Origin of the sequence: Methanosarcina flavescens, from assembly GCF_001304615.2 — an archaeon.
GTDB classification, from domain to species: domain Archaea; phylum Halobacteriota; class Methanosarcinia; order Methanosarcinales; family Methanosarcinaceae; genus Methanosarcina; species Methanosarcina flavescens.
The window spans coordinates 2,870,273-2,892,496 of record NZ_CP032683.1; the positions used below are offsets into that span (position 1 = coordinate 2,870,273).

General features: G+C 43.9%; 18 protein-coding genes, 1 tRNA gene and 1 pseudogene. All 20 read right to left on the minus strand.

Annotated elements, in window-relative coordinates; genetic code table 11:
- Nucleotides 1-19 precede the first annotated feature (19 nt).
- Nucleotides 20-910 carry a thiamine pyrophosphate-dependent enzyme gene (locus AOB57_RS12575; RefSeq protein WP_054297949.1) on the minus strand — a complete coding sequence of 297 codons (891 nt, stop codon included), beginning with the start codon at nt 908-910 and terminating at the stop codon, nt 20-22.
- A 546-nt stretch (nt 911-1,456) separates the two neighbouring features.
- Complete coding sequence (locus AOB57_RS12580; RefSeq protein ID WP_054297948.1) at nt 1,457-2,842, minus strand: PFL family protein; 1,386 nt, start codon at nt 2,840-2,842, stop codon at nt 1,457-1,459.
- A 357-nt stretch (nt 2,843-3,199) separates the two neighbouring features.
- Entirely contained in the window at nt 3,200-3,418 is a 219-nt protein-coding gene (locus tag AOB57_RS12585) for a DUF3006 domain-containing protein (protein ID WP_226999506.1), read from the minus strand.
- Nucleotides 3,419-3,468: 50 nt separating this feature from the next.
- The gene (locus AOB57_RS12590; protein WP_054297947.1) at nt 3,469-5,778 is read right to left on the minus strand and encodes a PGF-pre-PGF domain-containing protein; all 2,310 of its coding nucleotides are present in this window, start codon (nt 5,776-5,778) and stop codon (nt 3,469-3,471) included.
- Between the two features lie 491 nt (nt 5,779-6,269).
- A pseudogene (locus AOB57_RS14675) lies at nt 6,270-6,869 on the minus strand (formate dehydrogenase accessory sulfurtransferase FdhD).
- Nucleotides 6,866-7,114 (minus strand): aminotransferase class V-fold PLP-dependent enzyme, encoded by a 249-nt coding sequence (locus tag AOB57_RS12605; protein ID WP_167829623.1) that lies wholly within the window; start codon nt 7,112-7,114, stop codon nt 6,866-6,868. Before AOB57_RS12605 ends, AOB57_RS14675 begins: the two are co-directional and overlap by 4 nt.
- Before the next feature lie 1,162 nt (nt 7,115-8,276).
- Entirely contained in the window at nt 8,277-8,918 is a 642-nt protein-coding gene (locus tag AOB57_RS12610) for a 6-hydroxymethylpterin diphosphokinase MptE-like protein (protein ID WP_054298026.1), read from the minus strand.
- A 63-nt stretch (nt 8,919-8,981) separates the two neighbouring features.
- Nucleotides 8,982-12,164 (minus strand): isoleucine--tRNA ligase, encoded by a 3,183-nt coding sequence (ileS, locus tag AOB57_RS12615; protein WP_054297943.1) that lies wholly within the window; start codon nt 12,162-12,164, stop codon nt 8,982-8,984.
- 661 nt (nt 12,165-12,825) lie between these two features.
- Complete coding sequence (locus tag AOB57_RS12620; protein WP_054297942.1) at nt 12,826-13,029, minus strand: MM0924 family protein; 204 nt, start codon at nt 13,027-13,029, stop codon at nt 12,826-12,828.
- A 268-nt stretch (nt 13,030-13,297) separates the two neighbouring features.
- Nucleotides 13,298-14,326 (minus strand): DUF7544 domain-containing protein, encoded by a 1,029-nt coding sequence (locus AOB57_RS12625; RefSeq protein WP_054297941.1) that lies wholly within the window; start codon nt 14,324-14,326, stop codon nt 13,298-13,300.
- Nucleotides 14,327-14,517: 191 nt separating this feature from the next.
- Nucleotides 14,518-15,474, minus strand: a complete 957-nt coding sequence (locus AOB57_RS12630) for a F0F1 ATP synthase subunit gamma (protein ID WP_054297940.1) — start codon at nt 15,472-15,474, stop codon at nt 14,518-14,520.
- Entirely contained in the window at nt 15,471-17,132 is a 1,662-nt protein-coding gene (locus AOB57_RS12635; protein WP_273076789.1) for an alternate F1F0 ATPase, F1 subunit alpha, read from the minus strand. Before AOB57_RS12635 ends, AOB57_RS12630 begins: the two co-directional genes overlap by 4 nt.
- A 131-nt stretch (nt 17,133-17,263) precedes the next feature.
- Nucleotides 17,264-18,094: a F0F1 ATP synthase subunit B family protein gene (locus AOB57_RS12640; RefSeq protein ID WP_054297938.1), complete on the minus strand. Its 831-nt coding sequence runs from the start codon at nt 18,092-18,094 to the stop codon at nt 17,264-17,266.
- A 20-nt stretch (nt 18,095-18,114) separates the two neighbouring features.
- Nucleotides 18,115-18,390, minus strand: coding sequence for a F0F1 ATP synthase subunit C (locus AOB57_RS12645; RefSeq protein ID WP_054297937.1), 276 nt, complete (start codon nt 18,388-18,390; stop codon nt 18,115-18,117).
- Nucleotides 18,391-18,426: 36 nt separating this feature from the next.
- On the minus strand, nt 18,427-19,116 hold the full coding sequence (locus AOB57_RS12650) for a F0F1 ATP synthase subunit A (protein WP_054297936.1): 690 nt from the start codon (nt 19,114-19,116) through the stop codon (nt 18,427-18,429).
- Between the two features lie 109 nt (nt 19,117-19,225).
- Entirely contained in the window at nt 19,226-19,435 is a 210-nt protein-coding gene (locus tag AOB57_RS14680; RefSeq protein WP_319592645.1) for an N-ATPase subunit AtpR, read from the minus strand.
- A complete protein-coding gene (locus AOB57_RS12660; RefSeq protein ID WP_054298025.1) occupies nt 19,413-19,739 on the minus strand; it encodes an AtpZ/AtpI family protein in 327 nt (108 codons plus the stop codon). The genes AOB57_RS14680 and AOB57_RS12660 overlap by 23 nt, the downstream gene beginning before the upstream one ends.
- Nucleotides 19,740-19,743: 4 nt before the next feature.
- A complete protein-coding gene (locus tag AOB57_RS12665; RefSeq protein ID WP_082384071.1) occupies nt 19,744-20,148 on the minus strand; it encodes a F0F1 ATP synthase subunit epsilon in 405 nt (134 codons plus the stop codon).
- A complete protein-coding gene (gene atpD / locus AOB57_RS12670; RefSeq protein ID WP_054297935.1) occupies nt 20,145-21,554 on the minus strand; it encodes a F0F1 ATP synthase subunit beta in 1,410 nt (469 codons plus the stop codon). Before atpD ends, AOB57_RS12665 begins: the two co-directional genes overlap by 4 nt.
- Nucleotides 21,555-22,100: 546 nt before the next feature.
- Nucleotides 22,101-22,194, minus strand: a tRNA-Arg gene (locus AOB57_RS12675).
- Nucleotides 22,195-22,224 lie beyond the last annotated feature (30 nt).

Sequence of the window (22,224 nt, forward strand, 5' to 3'; positions counted from 1 at the left end):
TCAATTAAAACCCCTGTTTTCACTGAAGCCCGAAATGCTTTATGTTCCAGTCTGCCATCGCCTGAATCTTCCTGATCTCCTCTTCTCCACCTTCCATGGTGAAGAGGTGCTTGAACCTTTTCTGGGTCTTGAGGTACTCCTCAACCGGTCTCGGATCCTTGATTTTTCTGACCTGTGTAATTTCCCCATTTTCCATCTCATAGAGGGGCCAGAGGCAGGTTTCGACTGCTAGTTTGGCGACCTGTAGGGTCTTTGAGGTGTCAAAGCCCCAGCCTGTTGTACAGGGGGCGTGCGCATGGATGTAGGTCGGGCCAACGATTTCGGTAGCTTTCTTGACCTTGCGCATCATGTCCCTAGGGAAGCCTATCGTGGTTGTGGCTACATACGGAGAACCGTGAGCTGCCATAATGGCAGGCATATTCTTTTTGGGGAATGGGTTTCCGAAGGAAATTTTCCCGGCTGGAGTGGTCGGTGTGCTGGCATCATAGGGAGTCCCACTGCTGCGCTGGGCTCCCGTGTTCATATAGGCTTCGTTGTCCATACAGATATAGGTGAAGTCGTGCCCTCGCTCAAATGCACCAGAGACTGCCCCGAAGCCTATATCCATTGTAGCACCGTCACCTGCAATGGCTATAATTTTAATATCTTTCTTTTTACCGAGAGCTTTTAAGCCAGCTTCGATACCTGAGGCCACTGCACCTGCATTCTCAAAAAGCGAATGGATCCAGGGAACCTGCCATGATGTCAATGGGAAAGGAGTAGTTGTAACCTCCAGGCAGCCTGTCGGGTTAACAATAATGGTGTTGGGACCTGCTCCCATGAGTGTGAATTTTGCAGCAAAAATGTCACAACAGCCCGGACAGGCACTGTGTCCCGAAGTAATATAACTTTTCGGTGCAGTTCTGCTCATTACTGTATCTCCATATGGTTAAAGAAACCGGCTTTCGATCGCGATCAGGAATATTCATCAAATGAAAACTAAAGACTTTATTAAGAAGAACAACGAGTCAGAATGAACAGCAGAAAGAAGTCCAGAGGCGCTGGATCCGTTAACTGCATCCCCCAATGCAGCCTCTTCGAAGATATCATGCTCCCCCAAACACATTTATTCGAAGAGATGGATCAGCGCCCTCAGGAGGTTCATTTGCCCAGTTCGTTTACTTGATGATACCCCACTTGTTCCCCTACTCTAGAATATACGAGTAACATAAAATTATTTTAAATTAATTATATAAAAAATTGTTTCCAGACAAATATTATTTTTAAACGCAAAATTTTAAGCCTAAATTGTTTTTGCAAATTTTTATATTGAAGAGCCCAGCAATTTCAGTAACTGAAGAACTCTTCCGGGAGCGAATTGACCCTTCTTCACAAAAAATTAATTGCCAGATTCGCGGACTTGATCTATATTCTTGAGGAAGTATCAGTGTCCTTGAATACCTTTCAGTCCATTGTTTCAGTTTGTAAGTGACTGGATTGGAGCCGGAATTCTTCCTCCCCGTTTTACGAAAACCTCAGAACTGAAAGTGCTTACCGGCATAATAGGAGCATTCCCAAGCAGGCCGCCGAACTCAACTGAATCGCCGACTCCTTTTCCGGGTGCAGGGATAATCCTGACTGCGGTGGTCTTTCTATTTATTACTCCTATTGCCATCTCATCGGCAATAATAGCCGATAGGGTGGAAGCAGGAGTGTCACCTGGGACTGCGATCATATCAAGACCGACTGAGCAGATACTGGTCATGGCTTCAAGCTTCTCCAGGCTGAGGGCTCCGACCCGGACGGCTTCAATCATACCTGCGTCTTCACTGACAGGAATAAAAGCCCCGCTCAGGCCACCTACCGAAGAAGAAGCCATTGCCCCGCCTTTTTTCACGGCATCGTTCAGGAGGGCAAGGGCTGCAGTCGTTCCGTGGGCTCCGCATCGCTCAAGCCCCATTGCCTCAAGAATTGCAGCAACACTGTCCCCTATTTCGGGTGTCGGGGCAAGGGAAAGGTCAAGAATCCCGAATTCGATTCCAAGCCTCCGTGAAACTTCCCTGCCTACCATTTCGCCCATACGGGTTATTTTAAAGGCTGTCTTTTTGATGGTCTCGGAAATCTCAGTAAGATTCGGGTTTTCAAGCTCGTTAATTGCAGCATTCACAACGCCAGGCCCACTGACCCCAACATTGATGACGCACTCGGGTTCACCTATTCCATGAAAAGCTCCTGCCATAAAGGGATTATCTTCCGGGGCATTTGCAAAAGTTACAAGTTTAGCACAGCCTATCCCATCTCTATCCACAGTCAGATCCGCAGTCTCTTTTATTATGCCGCCCATCAGGCCGACTGCATCCATATTAATGCCGGTGCGTGTAGTAGCAACGTTTACAGACGAGCAAACCTTTTCCGTGTCTGCAAGGGCTTCCGGAATGGAATTGATAAGCTTCAGGTCTCCAGCAGTTACGCCTTTATGGACAAGGGCACTGAAACCTCCTATAAAATCTACCTGTGCTTCTTTTGCAGCCTCATCCATAGTCTTTGCAATGGATACGAAATCGTTAGACCTGCAACTTTCGGCTGCTATGGCTATAGGGGTTACTGAGATTCGTTTATTGATTATCGGAATTCCATAGAGGCACTGGATCTCGTTTGTTGTGCGCACAAGATCTTTTGCACGCGTGGTTATTTTTTCGTAAATATTCTCATTGAAAACTTCAATATCAGGATGGCTGCAGTCCCTGAGGTTGATACCCATTGTTACGGTTCTTATGTCTAGATGTTCCATCCTGACCATCTGGATTGTCTCCAGAATTTCGTTGTTGGAAGGCGAATAAAACCCACTATGTTTAAATGACATGAATGTTATCTCCCTATTAAGAAAACGATGAGTTTATTACAAGATATTTAAGGAAATGTCGGGCTGAATTCATAGTCCGAAGTCACTATTTCTAACTATCATACTATTAAACACTTTGTTGAATGGTGTGACACGAATAATAAAAAATTGACATCTTTTCCGAAGACGATGTTTATGATTATCTGATTCCCTGGATAATTATACCTTTGTGCAAAAGGGAGTTGTTAAACAATATTCGGAAATCACCAGGAAGAGAAATAAAATACCGGTCAGGAAATTTCTAAAATAATATATTAGAACTTGATCTTTTGAGTGAACTTTATCTGGAAACTTCAGACTTGATTTTTTGAGTGTACCTTATCTGGAGAATTCAGTCCAGCCTATATCTTTATTCTTAAGCCGCTCAAGCAAACTGGATATTCTTTCTTTTGCAGTTTCTGTCTCCTTTACATGTCTGAAAGTGATAATATTTAGAATGTTTTCTTCTCTGCTCTCAGGAGGTAATAAAAAGAGAGGGATATTAATTTTAATTGTTTCTTTATCCCTCACAATCAAAACCGCAATTTTTATCCTCAATCCTGTCAAGAGTAACTTTAAAATTCGTTTTAAAACGAGTTTTAAACTCGTTATCGTCTACTTTTGCACAAGGACAGTCCAATAAGCCCGATTATTCCGTAAATTATTTTGAAGCCAGGGATACTTGCACTTTCTTTTTGTTTAGAAGTTTGCTCGACACTTACTGTTACATTTTCATTATCTCTGAGACTTTCAATATCAGACTCATGTTTTGTCTCAGCAACGTCTTCTTTCTCTATGGTTTTCCCTGTTACTGCAAAGTGGGTGAAGCCTGGCGTGTCTGCCGTGAAGTACAGATATTTGCTATCTTCTTTCAACAGCTTTACGGGCAGCTCGGACCATTTTTTGTCACTGTACCTGTTGAGAGTGATTGAATTCAGGTCAATGTTCTTATCCTCAAGCCAGGATTTTTCAACCTTGAAGCACACTACAGGGTTTTCAATATTCTTTTCCGTTACAAACCCTGCATTCCCGACCCAGAGGTTAAAGTACTTGTAGACCTCATCTGAGGACAGATTTGAAGTCAGGGTTGATTTTGCTTTGAGCTGCTCGGCAATAGTTGTGGTCTTGCCTGCGGTCTTCTTTGCATCAAAACTCACATACGCAACGCAGGTGGCATTCTTCGGGAAATCAAATTTCACGGGATTTCCGCTTACAACGCGTACCTGTGAAAGTTCTTTTACTTCAACATTTCTTGCAGGTTCAGGGGAACCGCCGCCTCCACCGCCGCCACGGCTGCTGCCTCCGCTCTTTTTGCTTCCTCCACTATTTCCATCACTGTTTGAGTTGCTATCACTGCTGGAACTGCCTTCCAGTACAGTTATTGTAGTACCCTTTGAGGAAACTCCGTTTGCATTGTATATTGTCAGGTTTACAAGGTACGTTCCCGGGGCTGTATACACATAAACGGGATTAGGATCACTGGAGTCAGGTATTCCATCGTTATTGAAGTCCCACACCCTTGAAACTGCATTCCGGGAGAGATCATAAAACTGCACTGTCAGGGGAGCATAACCCTTTGTGACATTGCTACTGAAATTTGCAATTGGAACGTTTAAATCAGTGAAATCAGTGACAACTATGTAATTAGGCTTTGTTGCTGTACTATTCCCGGCGGCGTTTTCTACAGTTAGGCTGACTGTATAATTTCCTGGTTTTGTAAACGTGTGGGTTGCATTCATGGCATGTTTTGAATAGATACCGTCTCCAAAATCCCATAGCCATGAAGTTGGAGATCCACCAGTGCTGGTGTCTGTGAATAACACAACTAAAGGTGCAACTCCAGAAGTTACATTGGCTGTGAAGTTGGAAGCAGGTGGTACTGAGTTATACTTAGCTGTGAGGGGTAGATAGTCAATATTATTTTCGTCAATAACATAGGCTGAGTCTGCAATTCCGTCTCCGTTTGCATCAACAGTGGTTTGGGAAAAACCAGTCCCATCAGGCTTTGCCCAATAGTTACCTCCTATATATGGTCCACCAATAATGTTTGTACCACTGGTGAGTGTAGTATTCCAGGCTGTTATATTACTGTACTCTCCAATTTTTACATTCACGGTGTTATTGAAGTAGTTATTATAGTTAATACCCAGATATCCAGTCGCTTCAACTCCACAATCGGTACAGTACGTTATTTTGTTTCCAATTAACGTAGCTCCACCAGTTTCTCCTGCAACTATACCTGTTCCACAATTTGTTATCTCGTTGTTTATGATATCATAAGTTACCCCTGAAACATGTATTCCTATGCTACAGTTACTTATTTTATTACCACTAATTGGTGGTACATATCTCTCGTCAAATACGTATATACCTGTTTTACTGTTCGAAATTTCATTATTCACTATTGTGTTATATGAACCACAACAAGAGACATCTATACCATTACCTGAAACTCGATTCCCAGATATGGTAACAGCAGTACTCTCTGATCCTACTCTAATACCGCCATTCTCGATAACGTTGTTTGTTATATAGGTAGGGTTATTAGTGTGATATTCAGAGCCTCTATCAGGAGCCCATAAACTTACAATCACATCTCCGTGTATATTAAGACCAGTTAATATTACACCTGCATCGCTTATAGTGACAGTTTCAATTGAATCATCCGCTGGTTGTATGACTACACCGCTTGTTTCTGGTTTAATAGTTAATCCTGTTTTTGAAACATTTACATTTTCAAAATAAACTCCAGGTTTTATTAATATTACATCTCCAGCTTCTGCATTGTCTACAGCTTCCTGTATTGTATAATCTGATCCACTTCCATTGCCCACTATAATATCTTTTGCCGATACTGTAGGCGTTACTCCTATCAGGAAAATCAAAGTGAAAACTGCAAATAGGATCTTACTCTTCAATTTACTCCCCCGCTGATTTTATCTTCAAAAATAGTATCCATTTAGAATAATTTTATTATTCAGGTAATAAAATGTTGAGAATTATTTTTATTAATTTGATTATGCTTATTATCATATTTTCATTATTAGAGTGGATTTAAAATTGATATATGGAAATGCCAATATTTAATTAAATAAGTAAGATAGTCTCTAATTTTTGATACATATTGGATTTATTAAGAATATAAAGATTGAACCTACATTTACTAAGATGCGCAAAAATGAGATCTGCTGATTCACCCAGTATTATTGAGTTCATTCCAAAACCTGATTTAGCCTTATTATTGCTGCTAGCATTACAACTTCCAAATATGATATCTTTGATTTCATACCTTGGAAATATCTTTTAAGTTTTAAAATCTATGTCTTTGAAAAAAGAGTATCACATAATTCAAGTAGTATTGCAGGTTCAGGGGCTCAAATCGTTGCCACAATCCTTTGGCAGAAATCTGTTATCCAGAATTACCATTGGATCTGGAGAATTTTCTTACCATTTCTGAAGAGAGTCTTCCCGAACAGGTCACAATTGTTCTGGAAAAATCCACATTATGTTTTAATCCATAACCTATTACCTTGTCAAGAGCATTGTGTCTGCCTATGTCCTCTATTATGCAGATTTTCCCATGAGGTCCAAAAAATCCTACAATATGGATTCCTCCTGTTCTAATGTGAAGATCTGAAACCAGAGTTTCCTTCATTATTTTGCTTATTGTAGAAGGCTCTATGAGCATATCAGACTGGACTTTTGGAAGCCTGTCAGGATCAAGGTATGATGTATCGCCGCCGCATCCAGAAAGAACAGTTTTACTTGAAACCATTATCGAAAAAGGATTTTTTTGTCAGAACACCTGCACTAGTGGCAGCAGTATCCTTTTTTCTATACGCAAGGAGTCGATATCTTCCAGTTTGCGGATTATCCTTTCTGTGTATAGAAAACCTGTTATAAATTCTTCAAGCATTACCGGGCTTATTATTGCAGTTAGAGCATGGCGGCCATTGACAAATACAGAAAGGGGTACTTCAATCACAACATCATGTGATGAAGAAATCATTGATCGATTATCACTACGCCTTTTTGACGTAATCTAAACCAGGGAAGCAGGTTAGAATGATGTTCGGCAACTGTTGTCACAACTTGGTCCCCAGGCTCCCAGTCCAATCCTGTTACAACAATATTAATGGCTTCTGTCGTATTTTTAGTAAATACATTTATCCCTTCTTTCCCACGAATGAAATCACTAACTGTATCATGTGCATCCTGGTACCGCTGGGTTGCAATCCTTGTAAGCCTATGCATCCCCCCTACCAACATTAGCACGATATTGTTGGTCATACTCATTCATCGAAGCTACAACTTATTGAGGAATAAGACTGGTTGTAACACTATCCATAGATAGACTCCTAAAGATCGCCCCTGAGTTCAGAGCATTTCTGCATACCAGGGCAACTTTCCGAAATAAGAATTTTATCTCAGACAGGTAGGTAGTATACTTCTCGGTCAGCTGCGGAAAAGAATTAATACTGCTTCACCTGCAGGAAGGCTAGAAAGTAATATTCTAGGAATAACAGGTAAAAATCTATATCAAAAATATGTAGCCATCAACTCAGGACAGGATGATTAATCAGAAGCAATCTCCCGCTTTGAGATGATGGCTGCTGTAGTTTCATCCATGTTCAATAGTTCCAGAGTTCAGTAGTAACTTTTAGCACCAACCACAGCGGCGCCATTTGCGCCAGAACCACCAGTTACGGCAGCCCCAGCCACAATGTCCAAACCACATTATATTTACCTCCACGATTTTGCAGTTTTATTTGTTATTTTATGCTTTTCAGATGCTTAGAGGTGGACTTTCGGATCAGAGAGTTACACTGGAAAATTACACTCTCTAACCAAAGTCCTCAATATCCCCACTTATACTTTCACGGCATCTTTTAGAAGTCATTAGAGTTACTTGCTTCCGTTGGAGAGGAATAATTCTGCCATGAAAGTACGATTAAACATATAATTATGAATTATATAAAAAATCTAGAATAACTGTTTCTTAATATTAATAGTCTTAAGAAAATTGGATAAACCCTCTGTCAGTAAAACAAGCTCACTTTTGCATTTATTCCTCAATATCTAATTCTATTAAAACTCTCAATAAATCAGGAGTAATGATCTGTAGACAATCTGTGATTACTATTCAATCAAAAAAAGTAATCTCAAGAATAGCCGGGGCTCTATTTCCTGGCTAATTTCAATTTGAAGCCTTAAGAGATTTGCATCTGGTTGGAAAGATTGCACGACTCTTTTTATTTTTAAACTTTATAACTTCAATCATTCCTGTTTTAAGTAAAATTTGTATATAAATGGCGGCTGTTCAATAAGATAAGTTTTTTGATTTAACTTATAGATGAAAATAGACGCAGTAGTAAGCTTATGACATATTATTATCTTTAAATGGACTACTTTCTTTTTAAAAATCTCCGATTCCTATTAATTTTTTTGCCCACTTTAACTTCTTTTTCTTAATTGTGTTAACTCTTGGATCTTCAAAATCAAACCCTGCAAGCTTAATATTTTTTGCTCCGAACTCCCTTGCTAAGAAAAAGCATCGGTCTCCGTCGCTAAACCCCCCAAAATTATACACCTTGTCAAAAGGTTTTGCCTGAGTAGTCGCAATAAATCTCTTAAAGCGAGGTACATATTTCTCGAGTTTATCAATATTGTCTCCGTGTGCATGGATAAGGACTATAGAACCCTTTTCACAGGCAAGAATCTCTTTCTCAATATCAGCTTCTGAGTTGCCGTCAAGGTCGGTGCAGATAACCTCAGGTACAATGCCCATGTCCATAAGAACTGCGGCTGCCCCATCGGCTGCAATTACTGTAAAATCCGAAAAATTGATTTCCGAAAGCTCTCTCCTGAGTTTGGGAGCATTTCCGCATACCAGGACAGGCTTTCCAGAGATCAGGGCTTTAAGCTCGGATAGGCTGACAGTGTTTTCCTCTGTCAGCTTGCGGGAAAGAAATTGAGCTGCTTCTTCATCACCGGCACGGTCGAATCCGAAATCCTCAAGTATTTGTTCGTAAATCGGCTCCCAGGCAGCAAAATTCATTTCAGTCAGTCCTTTCCCATTTTGTAGTTTGGCTTCTAACCTCTCTTTGATCTCCAAACCTCTTCAGGGTTTACTTTTTGCAATACCCATCTTCATGGCAATGCCCTCGACATCCCAGTCTTTCACAAGGGCTCCGGAAACATCGATATCGCTGCCAAGCTCAAGGATATCGGCTCTTACCTCTTCTGCAATCAGATCCTTGAGGGTTTCAACGAGCTTCAATACTCTTTCATCTCCAATCCGGACCGAGACGCGGATATTTTCATCCACGACAAGGTCAAGTTCTTTCCTCATATCCTGAAGCCTGCGAATTACTTCTCTTGCATATCCTTCAGCTTCCAGTTCGGGAGTCAGGTTCGCATCTACATAGACAAGGCCAGCATCGAATTCTGCACTTGCTGTACCTTCGGGCAGGGTCTCTTTGAAATTTGCCATGTTCGAAGTTACTGTAACCGTTGTTCCGTCTGCAAGGGAGAGTTCAAACTCGCCAGCCTCAGAGAAAGCTTTCTTCAGGGCAAAGCCGTCAACTTTCTGCAGGGCAGGAATGACTTTTCCTGCATCTTTCTTGAAAACAGGGCCTATTTTGCCCGGGTCTGGAATCACTTCAAGCCCGAGTTCATCCCAGCTCTTGCCTACAGGCGTCAGCACAATTGCCTTGGAATTAGTCTGATCCATAAGGACTGAGCGCAAGCTCTCGACAGCCTTTGCTGCATCCTCACTTTCAGGGGAAACAATTATTCGGGATACAGGCCATCTGAGCTTTCTTCCTGCTTTCTGGCGGGCATTTGAGGTGGCTTCCACAATAGAACGCACAGTGTCCATTGCTGACTCAAGTTCAGGATCGAGATAAGCTTCATTGACTGTCGGCCAATCGCACATATGAACCGATTCCAGTGCGCTCGAGTCTGCGTTTCGGATCAGGTTCTGGTACATCTCTTCAGCCAGGTAAGGCATGAAAGGCGAGATCAACTTCGTAAGGGTTACATAGACTTCATAAAGCACGCAATAAGCTGCAAGCTTATCGGGATCCTCAGCCTCGGTCCAGGTTCTTGGGCGGATAAGCTGGATATACCAGCGGGAGAGGTCTTCCAGAATAAACTCCATGATTTCGCGCACGGCTTTATGCAGCAGATACCCGCTCATCGCTTCGTCCACGGTTTTGACAACGGATTGGACTCTTGAGAGAATCCATCTGTCCTCCACCCTGAGCGCGTCTTTTACGGAATCCAGGCTAATTTTTAAAGGATTAAAATTGTCAAGCGCCATGTATGGCAGAGGGAACCTGAAAACATTCCAGAGAATATTAATTGAACGGTGGATAGTTTCCACTTCTTCAAGGTTGAATTTCAGGTCGTCCCAGGGCGCACTTGAAGAAAGCACATAGGCACGCAGGGTATCAGCCCCGAACCTGCCAACGATATCCATCGGTGAAATCACGTTTCCAAGGCTCTTGGACATTTTCTTTCCGCCCGCATCAAGCGTAAAACCGTGCATGAGCACACTCTTATATGGCGCCTGTCCGAAGCCTACCATGCTTGCTCCCAGTTGAGAATAGAACCAGCCACGGGTTTGGTCATGTCCCTCAGTGATAAAGTCAGCAGGCCACCATTCATCGAACTGCTCCCGTGTCTGCGGGAACTTCAGGGTAGCCCATGAAGCGACAGCCGAATCAAACCAGACATCAAAAACGTCTTCCACGCGCTTCTTCTCTCCGCCGCACTCACAGGGGATAGTGACTTTATCCACATAGGGTCGGTGAAGTTCGATGTCCCCGGCTGTTCCTGATTTTTCCAGCAGTTCGGCTTTGGTCCCTATTACCTCAAGCTTTCCGCACTTTTTACACTTCCAGACCGGTATGGGAATTCCCCAGTAACGCTGCCTGGAGATACACCAATCCCGGGCGCCTTCCACCCAGGTTCTGAAACGGGCTGAACCTGCCCAATCAGGGTACCAGTCTACAGCATCGATTTCCTCAAGCATCTTATCTTTTATCTCGGTAACTTTGAGGAACCACTGTTCGGTTGCCAGATAGATAATGGGCGTTTTGCAGCGCCAGCAGTGCCCGTACCTGTGCGTGATTGTCCCTTCCGCAAGCAACCTGTTGCGTTCCCTGAGATCTTCAACTATAATCGGGTTTGCTTCCCTTACATTCTTGCCTGCATATTCCCCGGCTTCCTCGGTATAGGAACCATTCGGGCCCACCGGGCAGAGAATCGGAAGGTTATACTTCACACCAAGGTTAAAGTCATCCAGACCGTGTCCAGGGGCGATATGTACACAGCCTGTGTTTTCTACAGCTACGAAATCGGCAAGATAAACTCCGTGCTTTATCTCATTCTGGATGGGCACAAGATCCCAGACAGGGCTTTCGTACTCAAGTTTTGTAAGCTTGTCACCGCGCATCGTTTCAAGTACTTCGTAGTCAACATACCTTCCCTGTTTAAGGACATTTTTGATAAGGTCTGTAGCCGTAATCAAAATTTCTTCGGAACCGTCCTGCCTGATAGCTCTGAATTTCGAGTATTCAAAGTCTGGATGTACGGCTACAGCTACGTTTGCAGGAATTGTCCAGGGGGTTGTTGTCCAGATGACTATGAAGGTGTTTTCCTCACCTTTGACCTTGAATTTCACATAAATGGAAGGGTCGGTTCTTTCGGAATATTCAACCTCTGAATCCGCAATTGCCGTCTCACAGCGTGGGCACCAGTTGACCGAGCGCTTGCCAACTTCAAGCAGGGCTTTTTCGTTTGCCTGCTTAAGGGTCCACCAGGCAGCCTCGATGTAGTTGTCTTTTAAGGTCATGTAGGGGTCTTCCCAGTTCATCCAGACCCCAAGCCTCTGGAATTGTTCGGTCATTGCCTGTTTCTGGGTGAGAGCGAATTCCTTGCATTTTTCAATGAAATTCTCTACCCCAAAGCTCTCTATGTCCTTTTTCGATTTGAAGCCTAGCACACCTTCGACTTTGACCTCGATTGGCAGGCCGTGCATATCCCAGCCCGGGCGCTCGAGGATATTATGGTTATTCATGGAATAATAGCGAAGAATGGAGTCTTTAATGATCTTGTTCCAGGCAGTCCCAAGGTGGATATGTCCGGTCGTATATGGGGGTCCATCAACAAAAAAAAGCTTTTTTCCGGTCTTGCGGTGCTCTCGGGTTTTTCGATAAGCTTCGCTATCTTCCCAGAGCTGCGTTACCTTCTTTTCGATTTGCTCTGCATTATATTTGGCAGTGATTTCTTTTATCATATAGGGGTCTCCCTGAAGAAAGATTAGGTAAAGTGAAAGTGCGGTCAGTGCAGTTCTTATTCTGCAGCCGCTCGATATGTATTACTAATAAATTTTAACCGGTGGACTGTTGGAAAACTTTACTACCGGTCGCTTATATATTATACTTCAAATAAGTATTTAACGAACACAATATCCGTTTTCGGGAAAGAAAACCTTTGCCTATCCTGAAAGAAACGGATCTTCCACACGCCAATCAATTTATTCAGTAATTGCTGAACTTGATTTAAGCTTTGTTATAACCAAGCCTTTTTTTAATAAAGCTTGATCGCAAGCCTTTTTAAAAAAGGCTTGAGCGCAAACTTTTTAGAAAAAAGTTTGATCAAAAACCTTTTGAGAAAAGGTTTTATCGAAAACGGCATGCCTTTTGGATTTGGTAACCTTATCCCCAAACCCTATCCGGTGTGATAAACCGGCGCAATGGTTTCAGTCAAGCCTTTTCTTAAAAGGGTTGCAGCGCAATGGTTTCAGAGCAGCGGTTTGTGGACTAAAACCAATAAGAAAGACTCAAGGGATAAAAGAAACGGGCAATTGTGAGAAAAAGGGGAGAAAATTCTCCCATATTAAAAATTTGTTTGAAAAAATAGTTATAAGAGAATTTTTATTTGCAAGTCTATTCTTCTTATCTTCTACCCCTGAGGGTTTTCCATATTACAGCAATTCTCTCTATATCAATATGAGTGTAGCCTTCTTCTTTTGTAGTCCATTTAAGGCTGAGAACCCCATCATTGACTTCAGCAGCAATTCCTCTGTATGTGGTATTCCCCCCAATGTCGATCTCAACTTCTTTGCCCAGATAATACTTCTCAATGAACTCCTGTTTCATTATCCTCAACTCTCGGAATTTAATTTCCGGATGACAGTCCGGTGATACAATTACTAGGATATAGTTAGTTTCATGCAGTATATTATATTTAAAAAAACAGGGATTCTGAACATAGCTTCTTTATCCGCGAGTTAAAGAACCCCTGATATCGAATTTGCCTTAAAGCTGACCTGAATACCTGAAAATAAATTTGTATAATGGTTCAGAATCCTAAGCTTTTCCCATACACGGTAGGGAAGATCAGGACCCTGAACTTTCCTAACCAAGATCAAAAACCTGGCTCAGGCTTATTAAACCCGTTTTCAGGTTCTACGACAGGAGCATCAAAGAAAGGAATTTCTGCATCTGCAAACCAGGCTTCGAGGAAGCTCAGCAGATGATATTTCATGAAAACCACAAAGGGAACACTAAGGAAAAACAGGGTCCCCAGGATTAAAAACAGTTCTATAATGATAAAGGGGGTCAGGAGTATCCAGATAAAAGATTCCGATACAAGCAGAGAAAATAAGAAGTACAGAACCCCGTCAAAAATAAGGAAACCAAGCACCAGAACCAGCATCATCAGCACGAAGAGAAAAATTACAATAATGCCCGTCCCTATCCCGAGTGCAAACCTGACAAGCCAGTAAACTACAACCTCCTTCCAGCTTTTTCTGAAATTTCCATAAATCATGCGGAAAGCTGGAAGGATGCCTTTATCCCGGTAAATGGAAACTGGGATTGCAAGACTGATAAAGGATTCTATTGCAATCGCAAGCAGAGCTAATAAGATAAATAATCCCACAAGCCAGAAAATCTCTCCAAGCAATTTAGGCCAGGCAAAATCAGAAGGACTTTCGAGGATAATGGGGAGAATGGGGAGAAAGGCTATTCCAAGGAGCACCAGAAATACAAGCCCTATGGCTAAGCGCACCAGCAGTAGATAGAATCCCTTTCCAAGGAACCTTCGTGAATAAGCCCAGAACTTTACTTCGTTTCTAACAAGGGATTCCACAAAAACAAACTCCATGACACTGGAAATATACGAAAGAATCAAAACTAGAATAAGAAAGAATAATACTGCTATTAAAATTGCGGGGATTGACAAAGTTGCTGGGAGTTCAATAATCGGAAAATTGTTTCCTAAGTCTTGCATCTCCGTACTGTAATTGGTCGAACTCCCATAACCCGATCCAGCCCCGCCTAACAGAATGATAATTGCGAGTTTTGCCCATTTCCAGAAGTCAAAAGGTTCAAAAAGAACTTTTCTTGTTCTTGAGATAGCTCTATATACTGCTTCTATTCCGTACCAGCTCATGATATAGAATTTTGTTCAGATGATAAATAATTATCTAGAAAGTCAGATTTGAGAATTCTCAAATAAATGTAAATGTATCCATACATTAAAATTTATTTCTGAGCAAATCATTTTCAGAATTCAGCGATCTTTTCAGAAATTCAGTAATCTTCTCAGAAATTCAGTGACCTTCTCAGGTCTAGATAGTGGACTTATTTATCAGCTTCTCGTTTTATCCAGAGTTTGTGCTCAGTCATATTGCCTTTGCGGTGATCAGAACTGCGAGACCTGGATAGCGCTTCGAAGCCTGAGACAACCTCAAACAGCTCCTCGTCGATGCCACTCTGCCGCACACGGTAAAATTCTCCATTAAGGTTCTCAAGCAATTCCTCAATATTTTTGTCGGCACGCTGCATTGCTGCCAGCCTGCTCGAATTTTCACTTGCCAGGGATTCGGCACAAGCCCGAAAAAGTGAGACGAAAAGGTATTCACTTATTATCGCTCGTGTGGTTTCTTCGCTGTCCCCTATGACTTCAGGCAGGTTCTTAGTTGGCCAGGAGAGTTTAGCCAGATCACTTTGCCAGGTCTCGTCCAGTGGCAGCAATCGCTGACTGACTGGCTCATAAGTAATCCTGGTTTTGTGGCGGTTATAAAAAAGATAGAGTTCAGTATTCTCGTCCTGGCTGCGAAGCTTTTCGCTCTCCAAAAGAATCTGTCCTATAAGCGGAGTAATAGCCTTGACAGAGTTTGGTACCGCAAACAGCCCGACAAGTGGCAAACCCGCTTCTGCCAAACGTGAATAAACACGTTCACCTACACCCCAAACCTGAACTTTGCCTGGCAAAGCTGCCAGCTTCTTGACGGCATAATCCTTTATAATATCATTAAACTGACCTACCAGCCCCTGATCTGAACCAAATACAACAGCACCCACCGTGCCAGTACTCATCTGCTTTTTTCGTTTTGAAGGAGTAACTGAGGTTCCGATTTCCCGGAAACATGTGCTCAATCCTAACTCAACTGTACGATAGTAGTCAGACAATGCACTGACTGATTTTTCATATTGTCCTACATTTGAGGCTGCCAGAGCTTTCATTGTTCGAACGACAGATTGAAGATCATTTGCTCTATCGATTTTTAGGCGCAGACTTGCCAGAGTTTCGCTCATTGTTTCTCTTCAGCCTCCGGTTCGGGTTTTCCTTCAGTTTGAACTTCCTGCCCTGTTTTATCGCCAGTCTGGGATTCAGGCACGGATTTTTCCCCAGCTTTAGCTTCTGACTCATTCTCTGTTTCGGCTCTGGGCTGAAAATGTTCCAGTGCTTTACGCGCGATCCCAAGGATTGTTTTTCGGTCATTGTCGGTCAATTCTGCATCAGCTTTGAGATGTTCGCGCACCTCTGCAGGGATATCAGCTACTGCCCTGCGTAGGGACGCTTCAGCCTCCTCCATCCGATCAAGTGGCACGCTGTCGAAAAGTTTAGCATTTAAAGCAAGCAGAAGAACAATTTGATCGGGTACGGGCAATGGAGAGGATTCCGGCTGCTTGAGAAGGGCACGGATACGCCTGCCATGCTCTATTATCCTGCGTGTGTTCTCATCCAGCCTGGCACCAAACCGGGTAAAAGCTTCGAGTTCTTCAAACTGCGAGTAGGCTAGCTTTAGATCTCCAGCCACTTCGCGGTAGGCAGCAAGCTGTGCTTTACCGCCTACGCGGGAAACAGATTTGCCGACATCAACTGCAGGCAGTACTCCCAGCTCAAACAATGAAGGTGAGAGGTAAATCTGCCCGTCAGTAATTGAAATCAAATTGGTTGGAATATAGGCTGAAATATTCTGTGCTTCGGTTTCAATAATGGGAAGAGCAGTAAGTGAGCCCCCACCTAGCTTTTCGAACAGGTGGGTAGCTCGCTCCAATAACCGTGAGTGGATATAAAAAATATCGCCAGGATACGCTTCACGCCCCGGAGGGCGGCGAAGCAAGAGGGAAAGTTCGCGATAAGCACGCGCATGATTGGTCAGGTCGTCATAAACAATTAGCACATCCCGGCCAGCTTCCATAAAATACTCTGCAATGCTAGTAGCAGCATAAGGAGCAATATAGGTTAGTCCTGATGGGTCGTTGCCCTCAGTCACCACAACGACAGTATAATCCATTGCACCTTTTTCGCGCAAGGTTGCTACTGCCCTGGCAACTGCTGAGGCACGCTGACCAATTGCACAATAAACACATAGGACATCATAATCGCGCTGATTGAGGATTGTATCAATTGCAATTGCAGTTTTTCCAGTCTGACGATCTCCTAAAATTAACTCTCTCTGGCCACGTCCTACTGGAATTAACGCATCAATAACTTTGATACCTGTTTGAAGGGGCACGCTGACAGGAGAACGGTTCATAATTGCTGCACTGGGGCGCTCAATAGGCAAGCGCTTACTGGAGATTACAGGTCCTTTGCCGTCCAATGGGCGGCCCAGAGGATCGATCACTCGCCCTAACAAACCCTCGCCTACAGCTACATCCATAACCCTACCAGTACGTTCAACCTGGTCCCCTGCATTCAGATGATAGTATTCGCCGAGCAGGACAACCCCGATTTCCTCTTCGTCCACGTTAAAAGCAATCCCATACACATCGCCGGGAAACTTTATCAGTTCCTCAAAACCCACACCAGGAAGGCTGAAGACATTGGCAATACCTGTAGAGACCGTCTTTATAGTGCCAACCTCCCTTAGAGTAAGCCTTGGAGTGGATGACTCACGTACCTCGCTGATCTCATTGAAAACCCTATCTAAAATATCCTTCAGGCTTGTAGCTTCCATGTCCATCGACTCTTTATGTGGATTTTGGCTAGGATTGACGCTTTGTTCAGTTAAAAATTAGGGTTCATTCTCAGACTCCTGCTCATTCCCGGATTCCTATTCAGGTTTAGATATATCAGATGTGGTTTCATGCCTGGTTACGCTCCAGATTCGGTTTTTGACCTTGATTCATCCGATTCAGGCTCAGGCTCTGGTTTGGCCTCACCTCTGGGCTGTTCTTTCAGAAGCTCGTCAATACTTGTTTCCAGAGATGTGAGATAATCTTTAATACTCCACGCCACTTTTTGTCCGTTTGTTGTTAACTCAATACCGTTGACCAGATCCGGAGTAGTTTCGAACTTTGGTTGAATTTCTACATTAAGTGCTTCCTTAATTGTCTTTTTTATCAGATCGCGCTGTGTTTGAGGAAGATCGAATGCGGTGCGTACATTCACGGAACCAGGTGACGCACTAATCTCTGAGGTCAGTTGCTCCTTCTCTTCACCTTTTAACTCGTGCAGTCTTCGAGCAAACACGTCAACAGCACTTTCTTCGAGGCTTGCTCCAGCCAGATCTCTCAGGACTTTTCTAGCTATGGCAAAAACTTCCTTTTGAGTCCGGCGGCTTATCTCCCGATTTAAGTTCTCTCTGTCAGTCCTTAATGCTTCCAGCTGTTTTGCCTTCAAATCCAAAGCTTCTCTCCGTGCTTCCTCTAGGAGCCGCTGGCGTTCTGCTCTTGCTTCATCCTGTGCCCTTTTGAGGAGTTCGGCGCGCTGTTGGTCAAATTCCTCGTTCTTACGCTTGAACTCTTCTTTCTCTCTTTGTGCTTCTGCCTCTTTTGCATCGGCATTCGCAAGTTCATCTGCCACCTTTTTCTCACGCGTATCAATAGCGTTGAGAATGGGTTTATAAAGAAAGCGCTTCAGCAACCACACAAGTATGAGGAAGTTGAATATCTGTGCAATGACAGTGAACCAATCGATCAGCATAAGCTATTTTCCTCTGCAACTCAGGTAATTGCTCTATTCCAGAACGGGTTGGCAAAGATCAGAATAATCGAGATAACGAAACAATAGATAGAAAGAGACTCGATCATAGCCAGTCCAACGAACAGGGTCCGGGTAATGGTTGCCGAAGCGTCGGGTTGCTGTGCCAGTGAACTCAGAGCTGTCGCAACAGCTCGCCCTTCACCGATTGCAGGTCCTAGAACCCCAATACCTATAGTGATACCGGAGGTGGCAATTGATGCCACCGCGATTATAGTTGTATAATTATCTAAAGCCATAATATCCCCTTCTGTTCTTAGTTGTTATTTCTATTCTTATTCTCCAGTTTCACGCCTGGATTTGCTGGTTCGGGTGGCGGCAGTAATATAAACTGTAGCCAGGATACTGAAAATATAGGCCTGCACCATTCCAATGAGCAGACCTAGAGCAATCATGAGCTCCGGGAAGATGAACGGCGCAATGGTCAGCAAAATGGCAACGATCATCGTGCCACTCATAATATTACCGAACAGACGAATTGCCAGAGACATGGTGCGGGATAGCTCACTGATTATATTAAACGGCAACATAATAATCGTAGGTTCTGTATACGACCTCAGGTAGTAACCAACTCCTTGCTCTTCGATCCCGAAAAGCGGCACAGCTACAAACACGCATAATGCAAGCGCAGCAGTGGTTGAAAGAGAGCCAGTAGGCGGTTCATAGCCTGGAATAATAATACAAAGGTTAGCTACGGCAATGAACAGAAAAAGAGTGCCCAGAAAACCCAGATACTTTCGTGGCTTATCCAGGCCGACGTCATCAATCTGCTTCAAAATACTCGTGACAATAATTTCCAGAATATTCTGCCAGCGAGAACGTTTTAGACCTGTGGAAAGTTTGTCTGTAACGATTTTTGAGCCGACTGCCATTACAAGCATTAGTCCCCAGGTGTACACAATGGTAGCGTTGAACTTGATAAATCCGTACTGCCAGAAAATCAGCTCATCAGGGCTAATTCGCATGACTGGCCTCCTTTGTTAACTGATTCGATTCTTCCTCCGGGAGTCTGGTGAATCTGAGCACAACACTGCGCATAACGAAAAACCCGAATAAGCATATTAACAGCCTCTCCTAGTGGCCTCCTGAAGCGAAGCAAAATCCAGCAACAGAGGTGCCAGTACGCAGCAGCAGGCTGCCGAGGAACCACAATGCGGGTCGCCTGGATGAAAGCCCCCTCTGAACCGTCCACCAGAGACCTCCGAAGAAAAAAGCTCCTAGCAAAAAACCAGCTGCCAGCGCCGAGGTGAGATTTAAAGCATCATTCATTGTTATCCTCCTCATTCTGTTGCATTTCCCTATGCTCCCTGCTTACCCAGTACCATGCATTCAGGCAGCCGATAAATAAGCCAATAATCAGCATTGTGAGTGTCCAGGAATAGCTCACTGGATAATGCTCATCCAGCCAGAGCCCAAGTGCAGCACCAAGCAGGGTTGGAACTGCCACTGACCAGCCTACAAGCCCCATCATGCCTAAACCAAGCCAGACAGTCCGGTTCACCTGGCGCTGTGCTCTGAGCTTGCGTTCAGCTTTTGCCCCAACCTGGCGGGCCAGGCGGGGTTCGTCTTTTGAAGGTTTTTCTGCCATTCTGTCAGCCACTTCGAAACTCTGCTAAGCGACGTATAAGCCCGATTTCCAGCTTTGCCATTACTGAGCGGACTTTTTGTTCGGTCTCATCTACAGCCAAAAACTCGTTCTCTACTGTTTCCTTCAACTGGCTCAGGTCCGTTCCGGCAATAGCATTGCGCACAGAAACCAGCACATTCGGACCGGTTTTTACCAGTACGCCTTCATCGACTGCAACATAAATCTCGCCCTCTGCCTCGGTTTCGTAGGTAAGGATCCCGGGTTCCAGAGCTGCAACAAAATCAAGTCGATGTGGCAGAAGTCCAAGTGAACCTGCGCGAGTTTCGGCAATTATGCGTGATACGCCTTTCTTATCTGCGAAGACCTTGAAAGGCAGGAGAATTTTAAGATCCATGAGTGCTGAGTTCATGATCTTTCCCTGCTTGATTTTTTGGCTACCGCTTCGTCAATTGTTCCAATCATGTAAAGATCGCCTTCAGCATATTCTTTGAATTCGTCGCGCAAAATACGCTCACAGCCATCGAGCGCATCTGAAAGGGCGACAAATTTGCCTTTATAGCCTGTGAATTGTTCTGTAGTGAAAAACGGTTGTGTAAGGAAGCGTTCCAGTCGGCGGGCACGGGCTACCACGTTGCGGTCTTCCTGCGACAGCTGCTCCAAGCCAAGCATAGATATAATATCTTTGAGTTCGGCGTATTGTGCAAGTGTCTGCCGAATTTCCTGAGCCAGACGATAATGCCTTTCACCTATAACGCCAGGTGTAGATATTTTGGAATTTGACTGCAAGGGATCAATAGCTGGATAAAGCCCCTCACTTGCTCTTTTACGTGAGAGAACTATAGAGGCAGACAGATGCGAGAATGTGTGCACAGCCGCAGGGTCCGTAAAGTCATCAGCCGGCACATACACGGCCTGGATTGACATAATGGCTCCGGCGTCTGTATTGGAAATGCGTTCTTCCAGTTCCGACAGCTCAGTGCCCAGTGTCGGCTGGTAACCAAGGCGCGAAGGCATCTGTCCCATCAGGCCGGATACCTCAGAACCAGCTTGGATAAACCGGAAAATGTTATCTATTAGCAGCAGCACATCGCGATGTTCATCGTCCCGGAAATATTCTGCCATTGTCAGAGCCGTATGACCTACCCGGAAACGAGCGCCTGGAGGTTCGTTCATCTGCCCGAAAACCATGACCATATTGGGGAGCACCCCCGCAGCTTTCATGTCACGATAAAGCTCTTCCCCTTCACGACTGCGTTCGCCTATGCCGCAAAATATACTTACTCCCTGATGATGCTTGACCATATTGTGAATCATTTCTGTTAGCAGAACAGTTTTGCCAACCCCTGCTCCCCCGAAGAGCCCAGTCTTGCTACCGCGTTCAAGAGGCACCAGCACATCGATAACCTTGATGCCAGTCTCGAAGACCTCAGAAATTGTAGACCGACGCAACAGTGGCGGTGGAGCCTGATGTATAGAACGCCATCGAATATCGGATGGCTGCTCCTTGCCGTCTATGGCATTTCCAAATACATCGAACATTCGTGAGAGGATTCCCCTACCAACAGGCGCCTTCAAAGGTCCACCTGTGTCTCTCACTTCCATGCCTCGAGCAAGACCTTCGGTAGGATTCAGAGCGATTCCGCGGAGATGGTGTGCATCAAGCTGGGTCAAAACCTCAATAGCAATCTGGTTTTCCTTTCCTGCACGCAGCAACGTGTATACAGACGGCAAATGCCTCTCGAAAAATACATCTACGATGCTGCCACGGACTGAAATAACCGTGCCGAGGTTCTGGGTACTATCTTTACTTTCCATATTTACCTTTAACAGCTCCTTCTTAGCTGCATCGTACCGTTTTTATTACTGAGCACTTTTTCCTGGGACGACTGGTAAGAATCAAGGGTAATAATGAAAGTTCAAACCAACCTGATACTATAAAGCTCTCAGTGACAAGAGACGTCAAAGAAAACATAGAAATGCATCAACTTTCAGGTAATGTCTTTCTCGTCAGGTTGTTATTCTTGTCAAGTTGTTATATTGACTTATAAGCCCCATTCTGCCAGCAAATTGTTTCCTCTTTATTCCCCTTTCCCATAAAGAAGTATATCAATTTAATATATTAAATTGATTTTTATATTTTTATGCCCTGTGGAATTTTCAGGTTTAATGCAGTTTTTATAAGAGATTCCATTGCTTAATTTTAAGAACTTCAGATTAGTGTGCCAGAGCCCTTTTTGTGATCATTTGGCCTGATATCTGCATAAGAGTGCCAATTACCTGTTTTTCAGCTCTAAAAGAAATAGTCCAGAAAAGAATAAGCTATTTTCACAACGTCAGGAAAGACGGAAAAAAATAAGTTAGCGGGCCCGCCGCGATTCGAACACGAGTCAATGGGTATCTTCGTAAAAATCTTACTTCGAAGCCCATTAGGATATCCTGGCTACCCCACGAGCCCGCAGTGCAGCACTATTGATAGAAGCTATCC

What these genes read in the sequence shown, in the direction of transcription:
- AOB57_RS12575 (WP_054297949.1), bottom strand. Translation starts at nt 910, where the DNA reads ATGAGCAGAACTGCACCGAAAAGTTATATTACTTCGGGACACAGTGCC.
- AOB57_RS12580 (WP_054297948.1), bottom strand. Translation starts at nt 2,842, where the DNA reads ATGTCATTTAAACATAGTGGGTTTTATTCGCCTTCCAACAACGAAATT.
- AOB57_RS12605 (WP_167829623.1), bottom strand. Translation starts at nt 7,114, where the DNA reads ATGCATAGGCTTACAAGGATTGCAACCCAGCGGTACCAGGATGCACAT.
- AOB57_RS12610 (WP_054298026.1), bottom strand. Translation starts at nt 8,918, where the DNA reads ATGAATTTTGCTGCCTGGGAGCCGATTTACGAACAAATACTTGAGGAT.
- ileS (WP_054297943.1), bottom strand. Translation starts at nt 12,164, where the DNA reads ATGATAAAAGAAATCACTGCCAAATATAATGCAGAGCAAATCGAAAAG.
- AOB57_RS12620 (WP_054297942.1), bottom strand. Translation starts at nt 13,029, where the DNA reads ATGAAACAGGAGTTCATTGAGAAGTATTATCTGGGCAAAGAAGTTGAG.
- AOB57_RS12625 (WP_054297941.1), bottom strand. Translation starts at nt 14,326, where the DNA reads ATGAGCTGGTACGGAATAGAAGCAGTATATAGAGCTATCTCAAGAACA.
- AOB57_RS12630 (WP_054297940.1), bottom strand. Translation starts at nt 15,474, where the DNA reads ATGAGCGAAACTCTGGCAAGTCTGCGCCTAAAAATCGATAGAGCAAAT.
- AOB57_RS12635 (WP_273076789.1), bottom strand. Translation starts at nt 17,132, where the DNA reads ATGGACATGGAAGCTACAAGCCTGAAGGATATTTTAGATAGGGTTTTC.
- AOB57_RS12640 (WP_054297938.1), bottom strand. Translation starts at nt 18,094, where the DNA reads ATGCTGATCGATTGGTTCACTGTCATTGCACAGATATTCAACTTCCTC.
- AOB57_RS12645 (WP_054297937.1), bottom strand. Translation starts at nt 18,390, where the DNA reads ATGGCTTTAGATAATTATACAACTATAATCGCGGTGGCATCAATTGCC.
- AOB57_RS12650 (WP_054297936.1), bottom strand. Translation starts at nt 19,116, where the DNA reads ATGCGAATTAGCCCTGATGAGCTGATTTTCTGGCAGTACGGATTTATC.
- AOB57_RS14680 (WP_319592645.1), bottom strand. Translation starts at nt 19,435, where the DNA reads ATGAGGAGGATAACAATGAATGATGCTTTAAATCTCACCTCGGCGCTG.
- AOB57_RS12660 (WP_054298025.1), bottom strand. Translation starts at nt 19,739, where the DNA reads ATGGCAGAAAAACCTTCAAAAGACGAACCCCGCCTGGCCCGCCAGGTT.
- AOB57_RS12665 (WP_082384071.1), bottom strand. Translation starts at nt 20,148, where the DNA reads ATGAACTCAGCACTCATGGATCTTAAAATTCTCCTGCCTTTCAAGGTC.
- atpD (WP_054297935.1), bottom strand. Translation starts at nt 21,554, where the DNA reads ATGGAAAGTAAAGATAGTACCCAGAACCTCGGCACGGTTATTTCAGTC.